At 54.7% G+C, this 15,235-nt stretch carries 11 protein-coding genes and 2 tRNA genes; 8 read left to right on the forward strand and 5 right to left on the reverse strand.

Annotation, left to right across the window (positions count from 1 at the left end; all coding sequences use genetic code 11):
* Positions 1-8 precede the first annotated feature (8 nt).
* Both JMJ04_RS04485 and JMJ04_RS04490 read right to left on the reverse strand, forming a co-directional pair.
* Positions 9-2,792, reverse strand: coding sequence for an ABC transporter permease (locus JMJ04_RS04485; RefSeq protein ID WP_201369352.1), 2,784 nt, complete (start codon positions 2,790-2,792; stop codon positions 9-11).
* Complete coding sequence (locus JMJ04_RS04490) at positions 2,789-3,535, reverse strand: ABC transporter ATP-binding protein (RefSeq protein WP_201369353.1); 747 nt, start codon at positions 3,533-3,535, stop codon at positions 2,789-2,791. The genes JMJ04_RS04485 and JMJ04_RS04490 overlap by 4 nt, the downstream gene beginning before the upstream one ends.
* A gap of 670 nt (positions 3,536-4,205) precedes the next feature.
* On the opposite strand from JMJ04_RS04490, the gene secD reads away from it, so the two are divergent.
* The 3 genes from secD to JMJ04_RS04505 all read left to right on the forward strand — a co-directional run bounded on the left by secD (position 4,206) and on the right by JMJ04_RS04505 (position 7,905).
* The gene (gene secD / locus JMJ04_RS04495; RefSeq protein WP_201369354.1) at positions 4,206-5,606 is read left to right on the forward strand and encodes a protein translocase subunit SecD; all 1,401 of its coding nucleotides are present in this window, start codon (positions 4,206-4,208) and stop codon (positions 5,604-5,606) included.
* Positions 5,607-5,617: 11 nt separating this feature from the next.
* A complete protein-coding gene (gene secF, locus JMJ04_RS04500; RefSeq protein ID WP_201369355.1) occupies positions 5,618-6,886 on the forward strand; it encodes a protein translocase subunit SecF in 1,269 nt (422 codons plus the stop codon).
* A gap of 77 nt (positions 6,887-6,963) precedes the next feature.
* Complete coding sequence (locus JMJ04_RS04505) at positions 6,964-7,905, forward strand: VOC family protein (RefSeq protein WP_201369356.1); 942 nt, start codon at positions 6,964-6,966, stop codon at positions 7,903-7,905.
* Between the two features lie 33 nt (positions 7,906-7,938).
* Here the strand turns inward: JMJ04_RS04505 and JMJ04_RS04510 are convergent, their stop codons facing one another.
* The 3 genes from JMJ04_RS04510 to JMJ04_RS04520 form a co-directional block, all read right to left on the reverse strand.
* A complete protein-coding gene (locus tag JMJ04_RS04510) occupies positions 7,939-8,586 on the reverse strand; it encodes an HD domain-containing protein (protein ID WP_201369357.1) in 648 nt (215 codons plus the stop codon).
* Between the two features lie 126 nt (positions 8,587-8,712).
* On the reverse strand, positions 8,713-9,303 hold the full coding sequence (locus tag JMJ04_RS47940) for a CHAD domain-containing protein (RefSeq protein WP_201369358.1): 591 nt from the start codon (positions 9,301-9,303) through the stop codon (positions 8,713-8,715).
* Positions 9,296-10,756, reverse strand: a complete 1,461-nt coding sequence (locus JMJ04_RS04520) for a Ppx/GppA phosphatase family protein (RefSeq protein ID WP_201369359.1) — start codon at positions 10,754-10,756, stop codon at positions 9,296-9,298. The genes JMJ04_RS47940 and JMJ04_RS04520 overlap by 8 nt, the downstream gene beginning before the upstream one ends.
* 378 nt (positions 10,757-11,134) lie before the next feature.
* On the opposite strand from JMJ04_RS04520, the gene JMJ04_RS04525 reads away from it, so the two are divergent.
* From JMJ04_RS04525 to JMJ04_RS04545, 5 genes are all read left to right on the forward strand, one after another.
* A tRNA-Leu gene (locus tag JMJ04_RS04525) sits at positions 11,135-11,218 on the forward strand.
* Positions 11,219-11,523: 305 nt separating this feature from the next.
* Positions 11,524-11,607, forward strand: a tRNA-Leu gene (locus tag JMJ04_RS04530).
* 438 nt (positions 11,608-12,045) lie between these two features.
* Positions 12,046-13,101 (forward strand): zinc ribbon domain-containing protein, encoded by a 1,056-nt coding sequence (locus JMJ04_RS04535; protein WP_201369360.1) that lies wholly within the window; start codon positions 12,046-12,048, stop codon positions 13,099-13,101.
* 231 nt (positions 13,102-13,332) lie between these two features.
* Positions 13,333-13,614: a hypothetical protein gene (locus JMJ04_RS04540; RefSeq protein WP_201369361.1), complete on the forward strand. Its 282-nt coding sequence runs from the start codon at positions 13,333-13,335 to the stop codon at positions 13,612-13,614.
* 271 nt (positions 13,615-13,885) lie between these two features.
* Positions 13,886-15,223 (forward strand): polysaccharide deacetylase family protein, encoded by a 1,338-nt coding sequence (locus JMJ04_RS04545; protein ID WP_201369362.1) that lies wholly within the window; start codon positions 13,886-13,888, stop codon positions 15,221-15,223.
* Positions 15,224-15,235 lie beyond the last annotated feature (12 nt).

A 15,235-nucleotide genomic window follows, 5' to 3' on the forward strand; every position in this document is an offset into this window, starting at 1 on the left:
CACTATTTCTACTCGTAGCGCAATACTTCGAGTGGACGCACTCGTACTGCTCCCCAGGCCACAATGGCCGAGGTGAGTATGGCCAGTGCCGCCGAGCCCAGGATCAGGGCCAGCGCCATTGGCACGCTTACGCCGAAGGTCGCGCCAAAGGCCAGGGCACCCAGCACGCTGATCGCGCCCGTGACGAGTAGCATGGCCAGTAGCGCGCCCGTGCCACCTACCACGCCATTCTCAATCATGACCTCACTGAGAATCGAACTGCTGGTATAGCCCACCGACTTGAGGATGCCCAACTCGCGCCTGCGTTCCAGCATGGCTAGCGCCACCGCGTTAGCGATGATGATAACGCCCGCTACCAGCGAGAGAGAGGCAATAGTCGTCAACGTGAGCAAGATGTCGTTCAGCAATTGATCGACGAAATCGCTGATATTCGCCAGGTTGAGCACAAAGGCGTCAGGAACTGTCTTGCCCATAGCATCTACAGCGCTATTGAGCTTGTTGGCATCGATCTTCATGTAGAAAACCGACTGCTCGACGCCTCCTGGCGAGAGCGCCTTGACGCTGCTACGCGTTCCCAGTAGTGGATAGAGACTCCCACCCAGGCTACTCTGCTGGTAGACGCCCACAACCGTGACGGTTTTGATGCTGACACGATCCTGGCCCGCCAGGGTAATCTTGTCACCAACCTTCAAGTGGAAGGGGTCCAGGTTGGCCAACTCGCTGGCGATCAGGATATTGTCCGTTCCCTCATCGCTGGCGTTCAGGTTGCGCCCCTGGATAATCTGCAGGTCCTTGGTACTAGGGAACTGGTTGTTTCCCACATCGTAGCCCTCGACTCCGCTCAGGAAGTAGAGCGCGCCACCTCTGCCCAGCGAACCCGGACCAGACTTGGCCTTATCGCCTTCGCTAGGCAGGATCTCCTGAAGCGGCTTGTTATTGATCGCTACCGGCACGGTTGAGGCCAGGGTACGACGTTGGTAGCTGGAGAGCCCATTCAAGCTTGAGAGCTTATCCTGCAACTTCTGCGTATCATTGCCACTGGTGATCGAGACCACGTTATAGTTCAGCGTCTTGGAGATGACATCATTGACCTGGTCACGCAGGTCCTGGCCCAAGATCAAGATCAGACCAATGGTAAAGATGCCTACAAAGAGCGCCAGCATGGTAGTCGTTGTGCGCGCACGCTGACGACCAATGTTGCGCAGCGCCATTTTGACATTCGCTTTCCATGTACGCGGCAACACCACAACCAGCAAGCCTAGTAGCGAGATGACCAGGAAGATCAAACCAAACGTCTGCAAGTAAGGGAAGTTCAGGTAGTTGGGCAAGACCCAGTACAGGAAGAGCGCAAAGGCCACTCCCAGGACGATCAAAGAGAGGTAGCCAACGGAGAAGCGCTCTGGCACAGGCAGCCGGCTGATAAACCAGACAATCAGCCCAAAGAAGACGCTCAGCAGGGCCAGAAAGATGAAGGTGCCATAGACCACACCTATGCCCAGCCGGATGTCATTGTTCAGGATGACAATCGAGAGGGCGCAGAAAAGCACCGAGAGCAGCAGCAGCAGGAAGACGGTCAGGACCAGGCTCCCCGCGCCTTTCCCCTCGGGCAGGTCACGAATGACGTTGAGCGGACGAATATTCGCCGCCTGGACGATAGGCAAGAGGCCAAAGATGAGCGAGGTCGCAACCCCTATGATTACGCCGCCCACAATCGTTGTGTAGTCCAGTATAAAGGGAATATTCAAAAGGAAGGTGTTCTGTACAATGTTGCGCACCAGGTAGCTCACGCCAACCGAGGTCGCAGCGCCAAGTACACCACCAACCAGGCCCAGCAGCGCTGCCTCCAGCCCGAAGAGCAGGTAGAGATCAAAGCGCCGGTAGCCTGTCGTCTTGAGCATGGCGATCTCGGTCTTGCGCCGTGAGAGCAAGACCTGCATGGTATTGACGATACCCACGCCACCAATCAACAGGGCCAGCAGACCCGCGATCTCCAGGAACTTGCGGATGTTGTCGATTGTCGCCTGCTGATTTTTGACGGCGTCGTCGACGGTGCGCACATTCGCGATGGGGAAATTGTCGCGCAGCTTTTTGGCCGCGTCATTCATATGCGCCTTGTCGACGGTACTCACATCGACGGTATCATAGGTCTGCGCGACCTTCGCGTTAGGATCTTTATAATCGGCCAGGGAGATCAGCGCCACGCTGCCCGCCTGGGAGAGCACGCCACTGTTGTCCACAATGCCTGCGATCTTAGTCTTAATCACGCGCGTCTGGCGGTCGGACGAAGTTACGCGCACATCGAGTTCGTCTCCGACCTTTTTGTGATACTGATCGACAAAAGCCTGGGTGACAATGATCTGCTTATTCTGCAACAGGTCTACAACGGTCGCGTTCTTCGGGTCCTTCACACTCAGCGGCGTCCCCAGGGGATAGACCTTGGGATCGACGACGCGGACCGAGAAGGACTGCCGCAGGGAGATCGAGCCGCTGCCTGAGGAAGCCTGCGCATTCACAACCGGGGTATAGTTGCTAATGACCTTATCTTTTTTAAGCGTATCAAAGAACTTCAGGTCATCCCCATTAAAGGGCTGGTTATTGGAGGTGACGGCGATATCGCCGCCGTTGGCATCGCGCACGTTACTGGTAAAGGCGTTATTGATCATAAGCCCCACCAGTTGCAGGGCTACAATCGCCATGACACCGACCGCTACGCAGAAGAGGGCCAGGACCGTACGCTGCCCACCTCGCACCAACGAGCGCGAGGTGTAGTTAAAGTACATCGAGGCCTTCATTGCACAATTCTCCCACCGGTGCTATCAATTTCAGCGATCAGCCCATCGACGATACGTATGGTTCGTCCGGCATGCGAGGCCACATTCTGATCATGCGTGGCGATAATAAAAGTCTTACCAGTCTGGTCACGTAGCGTGGCGATCAACTCTAACACCTTCTCACCGTTACGCGCGTCCAGGTTACCCGTTGGCTCGTCGGCGATCACAATGGGAGGATCAGCCGCCAGCGCGCGCGCGATGGCGACGCGCTGCTGCTCACCACCCGAGAGCTGACTGGGGCGATGGCCCAGGCGATGCGAGAGACCCACCAGGTCCAACAATTCCTTAGCGCGCGCCGAGGGCGAACCCTTGTGCTTGCCGACGTAGAGCGGCACCTCGACGTTCTCCTGCGCCGTCAGGGTTGGGATCAGGTTATATGCCTGGAAGACCATGCCGATCTTCTGATTGCGTACCACCGCCAGCTTGCCCTCGGTCATACGCGCGATATCGACACCATCAATCAATACATTGCCTGTCGTTGGATTATCCAGACCAGCGATAATTCCCAGGAGCGTGCTCTTACCGGAACCAGAAGGTCCCACGATGGAGACAAACTCCCCACGCTGAATTTGAAAACTAATCCCTTTTAGAATCTCAATCCGCTCACGCCCAAGCGGTAAACTTTTCGTGATATCGCGGACATCCATGACAATTTCATGGCTACTGGCTTGCGCACCAGAAACACCCTGCACAGTAGTCTCCATAAAAAGCAGCAGCTCCTTTAAAACTTGGTAGTCAATAATAGCCAAAAACGATATATCGTAAGTTACTACGAAGAGATCTCTACTATTGTTACACTTCTTACACAGTCTTTTTTCAGATTGTTTATGAGCCACATTCTCCGGTGGATTCTTTTAGAAGACGGCTTTTACCCCTGAATTCAGGTAGAGATTTCTCCCTACTTCTAAGCATAGTACCCTCAGGTAGCTCCTAGTCTGCATATTCCTATCTCTCCAGGTCCATGCCAGGTGCGCTTGCTCCACCTGGCAGCCTGGACTGGTGTTGGTTTCCCTCAGACTTTCTTTGAGTTTTTTTGCTATAATAGGTTGATATCGAGCACAAGGAGATGTTCATGTTCGTCGCTGGCACCATATTTCCCCCTGGAGGGGGAAGACCCTGCAATTTTTATGATATTTGCCGAGTATAGATTGAGATAATCCAGGACCGAGTATAGATTTAGGTATCCGGGCACAAAGGCACAACAACAGGATAGGCAATAGCAATCAACTATGCTATACTTCACTGGTATCAAGAGAGGCGCGTCTGCGTTCCTAATCATAAAGAACGCTTTTATTTGCGCTCGGTGGAAGATGGGCAGTTAATTGCACAGACTTCAACGTATCACCACACATTGAGTGAGAGGAAACAGTACATATGCGCCGAGGAACACTCGCACTCCTCTTTTTAATCATCCTATTAGCCGCGGGCGCAGCCTTCACGGTCTTCTGGCCAAATGCAACGAGCCAGAAAGGTGGAAAGCCCTTATACGGCATTAACAATCCCTTCACCTTCCATGAGGGTCTCGACCTGCAAGGTGGCGTACGCGTGCTGCTGAACCCCAAGCCAGGTCAGAACCCCACTGATGATGAGATGGCGACCGCGCGCAACCTGATCGAGCAGCGTGTGAACAAGGGCCTGGGCGTAAATGAGCCCGTAGTGCGCACCCAGACCACGCTTGACGGTCAGAAAAGCATCGTAGTCGAGCTGCCTGGCTACAATAGCGGCAACCAGCAGGCAGATGTTGAATCGCTGCTGCGCACAGGCCAGCTTGAGATCTGGAACACCGGAACTACACCCTTGCAGAACGGTGCGACCTTAAACCCCAGCGATTTCGCAGCCGACAACAATGGCAGCATCAAACCGCTCTTCACTGGTAATGACCTCGACCCAAATTCTTTGGGCGTCCAACAAAATTCGCAGACCAGCCAGTATGTCATCGCCTTTGGTATGCGTGGCGATGCGGTCGGTCGCCTGAGCACCTATACCTCCCAGAACGTCGGCAAGTATATGACGATTACGCTGGATAAAAAGGTCATCTCGTCCGCCGTCATTAATAGCCAATTGCCTGGTAACGGTGTCATCGAGGGCAACTTCACAGTTGACGATGCCAATCAGCTCGTACAGTTGCTGAAGATTGGTGCTCTGCCCATTTCCTTCGACATTGGCAGTGAGTCAACCGTTGGCGCAACCCTCGGTCAGGACTCAATCACGAAGAGCTTGATCGCCGGTGCCATTGGCCTGGGCATCGTTATGCTCTTCATGCTCCTGTACTATCGCCTCCCCGGCTTTCTCGCTGATGTGGCCTTGATCCTCTACTCACTGTTGACCCTGGCCGTCTTTAAGATGATCGGTGTAACGATGTCACTGGCGGGTATCGCGGGCTTTGTCCTCTCAATTGGTATGGCCGTAGACGCCAACGTGCTCATCTTTGAACGCGTGAAGGAAGAGCTGCGCGAGGGGCGCCTCCTCGCCTCCGCCATCGACATTGGTTGGAAACGCGCCTGGCCTTCCATTCGCGACTCAAACATCTCGACCATGATTACCTGCGCCGTGCTCTACATCTTCGGCACAAACTTCGGCGCGACAATCATCGTTGGTTTCGCAACTACCCTGTTCCTGGGCGTCGTGATTAGTATGTTCACCGCCATCACCGTCACCCGCACCTTCCTGAACCTGCTGGTGCCGACCGGTGTCGTCAACCATCCCGCGCTGTTTGGGCTTCCGGGGAATGCCACCCCCAAAGCGGCCCTTGCACGCCGTAACGGCACAGTCTAGAGGAGGATGCCGTGTTTAACCTGATTAAATATCGCTTTATATTCCTGGCCGTCTCGCTGCTGGTCATCGTTCCCGGCGTCATTGCCCTGTTCATGTGGGGTCTAAATGTCGGCATCGACTTCAGTGGCGGTAGTAGTGTCGACCTCTTGCCCAATAAGAGCTTTCAGACGACCGCCCAAGTCAAGGACATTCTTCAGCCACTTAACCTGAAGGATGTGCAGGTCAACTTCACGCAGAACCCGAAAATTCGCGCCGACCGCGCGGCCTGGATTCGCCTGACTCCGCAGATCGATAACACGGTCCTGAATACCATTAAGAGCAATGTGCAGAAACAGTTTCCAGGTGAACAGCTGAATTTCCGCCAGGACAACTATGGCACTGGTAGCTCTGCTTTCAGCATGGTCTCGATCTCTGGCTTCTCCAAAGTGCCCGATAGCGCCAAGCTGAGCCAGGCCACGACTGGCCTGCCGAAAATCAATGACAAAGCGGTGACAGCCAATAAGCCCGTGATTGGTGACAACAACCAGACACAGGCCATCTCACTGCTGACCAGCAACAAGTTCCAGACCAATAATGGCGACATCGAGAAAGTTCAGCAAGCTTTCTACAACAAAGGCATCTATGTCCAGTTGATCGATAGCTCGACGGTTGGTGGCTCGGTTGCTGATCAAACGAAGCTCTACTCAATCTTCGCGGTCGCGGCCTCGTCGCTGGCGATCCTGCTCTACCTGTGGTTCTCGTTCCGCAAGGTGAGCCGCCCATGGCGCTATGGCGCCTGCGCGATCATCGCCATGCTGCACGACGTCCTGGTGGTGGTTGGCATCTTCTCGATCCTGGGTCACTTCTTCAATATCCAGATCGATGCCCTCTTCATCACGGCACTGCTGACCGTCGTCGGTTTCTCGGTGCATGATACCATCGTAGTGTTTGACCGTATTCGCGAGAATATGATCCGCCGCACAACTGAGACCTTTGAGCAGGTAGTGAACGCCAGCCTGGTTCAGACCCTGGCTCGCTCACTCAATACCTCGCTCACCGTGCTCTTTACCCTGCTGGCGCTCACGCTCTTCGGTAGCAACACCAGCATTCATACCTTTACTCTAACGCTGCTGATCGGTATCGCTAGCGGTACCTACTCCTCGATCTTCAACGCCAGCATGCTGCTGGTCATCTGGGAGCACGGCGAACTGGGCTTTGGCATCTTTGGCGGCAAGCGCAAAGAACAGGTCGCGCTGGCCGGTCGTCGCGAGTCACGCGAGCTTGCTCGCTCCCGCGGGTAAATTAGAACGACAAAAAGAAGAGCGGCAGGGTATCCTGCCGCTCTTCTTTTTGTCGTTATTCTAGGAGGATAACGACTATGCTTACGGGGATTGACCATATTATTATCGGCGTCAATGACCTTGAGAAGGCTACACAAACCTTTGAGCAGAACCTGGGGCTGCTTGCCAGTGGCGGTGGACGCCATCCCTTTGGGGGCACGGCCAACCGCATTATCGTTATTGGAGATACCTACCTGGAGTTGATTTCGGTTGAGGAGGTGGCAGAGGCACAACAGAGCATGCTCGACCGGCTGGCGAAGGGCGAGGGATACCTCAATTTTGTTCTTGGCTCAGACGATATCGAGGCCGATAGCCAGGCCATAAGGGCACGGGGCGTCTCCGTAAATGGTCCTAATGCTGGCGCACTCAATAGTGCTGAGGGTCGCAGCCGAGGCTGGCAGCGTACAGACGTTGAGCGCCCAGATCTCGCCCAGCACTATCCCTTCCTGATTCAGCACGATAGCACCGGCGAGGAGCGCCGCTTTCGCCTGGCTGGCTGGCAGCACCCGCCAACTCATCCATTAGGTGCGCTAAAGGTCCTGAGCACGACGCTTGTTGTGGAGAATCTTGAAGAGGCCACTCGACGCTTTCAACGCATTTATGGGCTAGAACCCTCCATCCAATTCGGTGGGGAGCATGAGGGATGGGACGCGCTGCTGGTCTCTTTCCCCCTGGTAAGAGGAAACAACGCATCGGGGCAAAGCTTTGAGTTGGCTATGCCGCTACCAACAAATATCGATCCAGCAAACCCGCAGGGTCACCTCCCTGAAGTAGGTTCGCTCGCTGCTTACCTACAACGATATGGCGAGAGCCTCTGCCGCATCACCCTGGCGGTGGCAGACCTTCCCGCCGCCATGCACTATCTCGATGCGCACGGCGTGATTTATACAATGCAAGAGCAGCCTCACCCACTCGTCTGGATTCATCCAACCCAGACTTGCGGCGCGGCTATTGTGCTCACAACACAGGCTGAGGCATGAGGCAAGCATGCAATAAAATAGTACTCGGCACGACTAACGCTCTTGCACATGCACTTTTAAGCGTAGCTTACGCTTAAATACCTTCTCGAAGAGGTCGGCCTTGGCATAGGCATGGGTAATTTCTTCATCAAGGTCGGCCAGGGGGCGTACACGGAGATCAATCGTCCAGATATCTTTTGTACACCCCTCTTCCTCAGCCACCAGGCCCAGTACACGCCCATCATGGTTGTAGTCTAACGCGTCAGCTACGCGCAAGAGCGCCGCGAGCGTAGAGACGAGTTTGCGTGCTGATGGCTTAAGGGTGGCGAACTCTTCGTGTTCTTTGCTGGGCAACGCGCGACGATGATAACGTGCGATACAGGCGATTTCGTGCCGCTCGCTCTCGCTAAAGCCCGGCAACTGAGTCGCCTTGATCAATCGATAAGAGTGCTTGTGGTGCTGACGCTCCTCGACCATCATGCCCGCGTTATGCAGGAAGGCTGCCCGCTCCAGCAAGAGCCATGCATGCTCATCCAGCTTGTGTAGGGGACGCGTCGCTTCAAATAAGGCACGCGAGAGCCTCACCACATAGCGTGCATGAGGCCAATCCTCGACCAGCAAGCCTCCGCTCTGCAATAATTCTTCTTCGGTCGGATGTGCCTGCTGCCACCAGCGCAAATCTTCGATTGAACTAGAAGTCATGCCGTTACTCCTTTTGTCTCGCTGCACCATGTTATCCCCCACAACCATAACACAGCCTTGCCGTCACAGCTTGTTACGCTCCTACTCTATACAGATCAGGCCGGATACCAGTAACTCTTCTGAAACCTACCCATGTATAGCATACAGTAATTCGCGGCGAAAATCTCGCTCTTGTAGCTGTTGCCAATGCTCGCGAAAGGCCATATAAGATTGTTCACGTTGTTTTTCATAGGCTCGCAAGAGCACCTCAAGTCCCAGGCGCTCCTCCGCCGAAGGTGCGACCTTCGGGTTGGTCATATGTGCCACCAGGCCCGGTTCTACCACGATTTTCCCCTGTGACTTCTGTCTAGCAAGCGTCGGCGCCTGCGTTAACGCGGTCTGATAAGGATTCCCACCACCCACACTTCCCAGACATAAGCGCAGCAATGCAACCATGACATCATTGTCGTGTAGCTCCCCTAACTCCCCCTGTATCTGCTCCACATCTTTGACCAGCACTGCACATGTAGGCGGCAATGTGTCGGCAAACAGTTCCAGTGTATAGCGCAGACGTTTGGCCGCGATGCGCATGTCGTGCAGTTCGCGCGAACGATAGGCTTCACCCACATACTTTTCCCATTGATACAATTCGTCCAGGCGCGTCTCGATGATCTTGCGCGCGTTCTCGCCTGTCGTGGCCTGAGGCTGCAAACCGTGAATAGCTCTCGCTTTAGCCATGGCGCTTTCCCTCCTTCGGCAGACAGGCATCGATCAGGCGCAAAAGTTTCTGCTCATCTAATTTTTTTAGGTAGCGCGCCAGCGCAAGCTGGTGCTCATCGCGATAGACGCGTAGACGCGCAATAAACCAGTTCAGGCCCTCTTTCTCTTCCGCCTCTGCCTCCTCCTCACGCTGCTGCAAGTTCTGGATCATGACATCGGTATCGCGGGCCTGGCCGAGCATATCCGCCAGTTCTCTGGTCCAGCTATAGACCTTTTTAAAGGCTTTCGGCTCGCAGATATCCTCGTAGGCGTCCAGCACTGCACGCAGGCGCCTTGATGCCACGCGCATCTTATGCACAGCCTCCACATCCTCATTCTTCAATACTTCCGCGCGCCACTCGCCCATCTTGCGAGCCCCCTCACTCAAGAGCCGCCTGCCCGTCTCAGCGAAGGTCTCCGTGACCATCTCCGCCCCTGTGCTGGTCGACTTCTTGCTGCCCGCGCTCTCCCCATGCGACTCCAACGTCGCCAGCCAATCATCGCCATGCCGCGCATAGGCCAGGAGAACGCCCTCACGAATACCATGCGTGCTTATGCGAACTTCGCATAGCTGCAAGCGTGTCATCACGGCCTGAATGATCGTCGCTCCCGCGGGTAAGACTGCCGCGCGCTTCTCGTCTATGCCATAGCGCCGGGCGACTTCTCCTGCTGTTAACGAACTGAGCAATCCATCACAACGCACAACATCCATAAAGGAGAGGCGCTGCACCTCGTCCCCAAGCTCTAAGGCGGCGCGGGCCATCTTTAAGAGGGCCTTCGCGCTACCACCTGTGATAATGAGCGCCTCGGGCCTGCTTTTGAGGCGTGTTCCATCCATGTATGCCTTGAGAAACACCTGCGCAAGATCGCGCTCGTCCTCAGTTGGTGGGTCCGAAGGCATATAGCGATCATGCAGCCAGCCAGAACCAACGGGAACAGAGGTCAGCCATTTTACTTTCCCGCGCTGCGCGTTAATCAGTTCGGTGCTTCCACCACCCAGGTCCATAACGACGAGAGGATCGGGTGCCCCTTGTTGGCGATAATACTCGTAGCTTGCGCCATAGAAGGTCAACATCGCCTCCACCTCGCCGCCGATCACCTGCGTCTTGACGCCGACCGCTCGCTCTATAGCGTTCAGGAATTGCTGGCTATTGCGTGCTTTGCGCGTCGCCTCGGTCGCGACCACGAAGATAGACTCTACCTGGTGCTCAACCGCCAGAGCTTTATAGCGCTGGAGAATATCAATGACCTCCTCGCGCTTCTGCGGCGAGATCTCTCCATGCGCATTGACATCCTTTCCCAGGCGCACCATCTCTTCCTCATCCACCAGGATGTCCAGAGAATCGCCCTGGCACCTCGCGATCAGTAGTTGGAGTGTATTACTCCCGATATCGATGGCCGCTCGCGCGGGGGCAGTCCTTGTCTCCTGCATCTCAACCTCCTTCTGTTTGCTGCGCCTCTCTGCACTGACACGCCTTGAACATCTCTGCCGTTACAGCACCTATCTCTCGACGTAACCGCAAAGGGCGCACTCCTCCTCATCCTGGCCCCCACTTCTTCTCATGCAGGAAGGAGAACTCAGGTATACCAAGCAACCAGTTGGAACAATCTCTGTTATTATAGCACGAAAGCTGAGGCCACTGGATAGGATACTGAACCAGCAAACCAGATGGGAAAGGCCCCCAAAGTGGGTAACTGTCAACTGAACTGCTTTTTAAGGCGAAGCCCTGAAAAATGGCTGGGAAAACTCTTGACAGACGAACCTCAATCCTGTATTATAAATCTCGTTCCAGATAAACGGATCACTTCCGCCGAAGTGGTGAAATTGGTAGACACGCAACGTTCAGGGCGTTGTGCCTTAACTGGCATGGGGGTTCGAGTCCCCCCTTCGGCACCCATACCATGGAGACGAATGCGGCACATAGTTTCTTAAACTATGTGCCGCATCTGCGTTTTGGCTTTTCGCGCCTGCGGCGCTCAAGGGTAAGATGTGTGCCTGGTTGATGGGCTTTGCCCATCAACCAGGCACACATCTTACCCTTGGATTTTTCTAGGCAAGGATAGACTGAAGATTTGTCGCCCCCCTTGTAGAAGCTGGAGAGCTTTTGCCAAACTTTTAAATTGCCTTATGCAAGGGCTTGACAGGGGAGGGCCTGATCCTGTATTATAGATCTCGTTCTAAGTGAACGGATCACTTCCGCCGAAGTGGTGAAATTGGTAGACACGCAACGTTCAGGGCGTTGTGCCTTAACTGGCATGGGGGTTCGAGTCCCCCCTTCGGCACTTCTACAAAGGCCTCCTATGAGGCCTTCTTTTTTTGCCACTTTTCCCCTGCTTCCTTTCAGTGCCATGTTTTTGTTGCGCCGAATCCCACTGTAGACGCACGGGGAGTGTTACAATGTGTAAATCTGTTCTATGGCTGCTATATTGATAATAATCAAGCTTGTATACACCGCCCTTTCGCTTCTCCTCTTCGTTGCCTGCTTTTCATACCATGAATAAATCTTCATAATGCGCTTCGCACCTACCTTACTCAGGCCCTGTTTTATGCTATCTTGCTTGCTTGATTAAAAATACATGAAAAATGGCCTGTATGGCTATATAAGTCATAATTGACATGCTATATCCATAAATGTACAATGTCGCCTGAATAGATATAGTATTGCTCATGCGATCTATCAGGAACACATCTCTGTGCAATGTAGAAGAGGAGGATCACGCATGCCATCCATCTGCCCCCACTGCTTTGTAGCCAACTTTGAGCAGGCCGCGACCTGTCTTCAATGTGGGGCACAACTGCCCACCCAGCGTAAGGGGACGGGGTCCTTTACTAAGCTCGCGCGTTTTACCGAGATACCACAGACGCCACTCCCCTCCATGCTTTCAAAGTCCGAGGACGAGGAGGATGCTCTTGCGCTACCGGTCTCCGATCCCATGCTCACCGTTTCTAATATACCGGGAATCGTGGCCAGGAAGACCGTCGCGCCCCTGCCGCAGCCTGATCCCCAGCCCAGGCCGATGCCTCATAAGCAAATGCAGAAGCTTCAGCTTCGTCCCGTGCTCGCCGGGCATGGCAGCATTATTACCCATCACTCGTGGTTCCTGACCAGTCAGACTGGACATCACATGGAGGCAGGCAGGGTCTATACGCTGCTGGAGGAAGAGGCCAGGCATCGTGATCTCGATGACATCCAGGTGGCCTGCATGCATGGGCAGTCAGGGCAGCCAGCATATATTCAGCTTCAACGCCAGGACGCCTCGGTCTTCCTCTCTCTTACCTCGCTGGCGGAACACCTCTATATCTCGCGTACAACCACGCTGCGTTTACCGGTGAGCCTATTCCGTTGCCTGGCCTTTGTCGCGCTGACTCTTTTTGTCATTATCGCGCCTTTTTGCGCCCCCTCTTTCGTGACTCTCTTCGCTCAATCCTCCTGGCTAAGCGCCCTCGTAAGCCCTTCACCTTCCAATAGTTTTCTCTCCAACTGGTTACTCACTGGACTCTTTGACCTGCTAAGCTTACTCATCTATATTCCGATCTTATGCTTCTTTCTTGTGTGCCTCTTGCGCTCCTTGCTGGCCTGGAGACGGCAGAGGGATCCGCTCACGCTCCTACGCTCCAGACATATCCAGCTCTCACAGCGTGATAACGCCGCGCTCCTTGAACACCTGGCCAACGATATTGTACGCAGTACAGCCAGGCATCTCGGCATAGATGCCAGCGATTCGCTCCTGGTAACCGCCTCACACCAGGCAAGCCAGCGCTTCCACCTGGTCTAAAATCTAAAATCTAAAATAGGCCAGCAACTCCTGTTGAAAGAGTCTCGCTTGCAGACCAGGTGTCTCCCTGATCTGCAAGCGAGACGTGTTTCTATATAGCAGGTAGAGTCTCGGTGTGCGCTCAGACCTGGAAAAGTTGGTTTTGAGCTGTCTTTATTGCTTTTTCTATGGCATACTATTCTTAGAGCAGCGTAGTGCGTTCCTGCCTCGTTCCTCAGGAGGAGCAAAACCATGGATCCTGAAACTGCCGTCTATGTCCTCTATATTGCCGAATTATGGATCGATGACGGCAAGCAGAAAGCCGAGATCCTCTATGCCTATGGCCTCAATCAGCGCCATGCCCTCGACAACTTTCAGCAGTGGCTCTCACCCGCCGGCTGGCTCTTCGCCCACCTCGACAATATTAAGCCTCATCCCGAAGGCTATCGCATCAATGATGATCTCCTCCTGGAAGGTGTGATCACTCACGATGGTTACCGAATTTTTCAAGACCAGCTTGCCCCTATTGTATGACATATGAATGAGTGTTGAGGTCGACTTCGGGCATCAGCCCGAAGTCGACCTCAACACTCATTCATACCCCATTTCGCATAAGCCCATGCGTATGTTATAATACAGATACTACAAATAAATACCCCACTCCCATGTTCATGGCAGCCGCGTTCTTTCTCCTGCTTGCTTGCTAGAGTAACGTGCTCGCGATGGAGCATTCTTTTGTGCCCTCGTGCAGATGCTGTCGCCGGCCTAGCCGGCCCATTCTCTTCTACGACATGGGAGGTTTCTCTTGAACCTGGTCTCCTTCTCCATCAAGACCAAGGGGCCGCGCAACTTCGCGCGCCGCCTCTGGACCGTCTTCTCCCGCTTTGGCTTTAGTGAGACACGCAATCGCCGCTCGCTGGAAACGCTCATTCATGAGCTTAAACCCTATCAGGCTGCACCAACCTTCTTTATTCCCGCCGTGGTCTTACAGCGCCATCCACGCCTGCTAGCAGACATCGAACAGGCAGGGGCCGAGATCGGCATCCACGGCTATGTCCACAACGATTATCGCCAATTGAGCAAGGATGCACAGTATACGCAAACCAGTCGCGCTATCGCAACCTTTCAGCAGGTAAAAATGCCGTTTCAGGGCTTTCGCAATCCCTACCTGGGCTGGAGCGAGGACTCAGTTCAGGTCTTCACAGACCTGGGCTTCGTCTATGAGAGCAATGAAGCCGTGCTACATGACGTTGTTGACCAGGCCTCGCTCCCCCCAACAATTCTCGACGGCTATCAGAAATCACTGGCGCTCTACCGCGCCCTGTCCTGCACAACCTATGCCCTGCGTCCGCACTTTGAGGATACGCTTTTGCGCATCCCGACCAGCATTCCCGACGATGAGATGCTCTTTGATCGCTTACGCATTACCTCGGGCGAGGAGGTGGGCAAGCTCTGGAGCCTGGTGATGCAGCATGTGTATGAGCTTGAGGGCGCGTATGTGCTCAACCTGCATCCCGAGCGGGGAGTACTCTGCCGCCAGGCCCTGAGCATCCTATTGCGGACCGCAACTAGCCAGCCTCGCCCCGTCTGGATCACACGCCTGGACGAGATCGCCCGCTGGTGGAAGGAGCGCGCTCGCTTCACCTTCACGCTCCAGCAGACTGCGCCTGGTACCTGGCATATCGTGGCCGATTGCACCGAACGCGCCACTATTCTCGCGCGCCATGTCCAGCTCGTCGAGCAGCCCACAACCACCCGGAATGAGCACGAGGTCAGCGTGGAGGCGCGCTCCTTTACGCTTGAAGCCTTGCAGTGTCCAGCTATTGGTGTTTCGCCTGAGACACCCGAGGCGGTCCTGGCCTTCCTACATGAGCAAGGCTACGCCGCGCTGCGCGCCTCTGAGGAGGAGCGTGCCTCCTACGCGCACTACCTGCACCTCCCTGCTGGTCTGGGCACCTCACGCTCGGCCCAATTCGAGATGCGCAGCGATATTATACAGCAGATAGAAGGCCTGACTGCGCCTCTGCTCCGCTTTGCATGCTGGCCCTCTGGACACCAGGCGGCGCTCTCCATCAGCGGCGACATCGATTCTGTGACCATCCAGGATTTCTTCCTGCGCATCCTCGAAGTGGGTAGTGTATAAAGCAGACATGGT

Source organism: Ktedonobacter robiniae (assembly GCF_016587375.1).
Lineage (GTDB): Bacteria > Chloroflexota > Ktedonobacteria > Ktedonobacterales > Ktedonobacteraceae > Ktedonobacter > Ktedonobacter robiniae.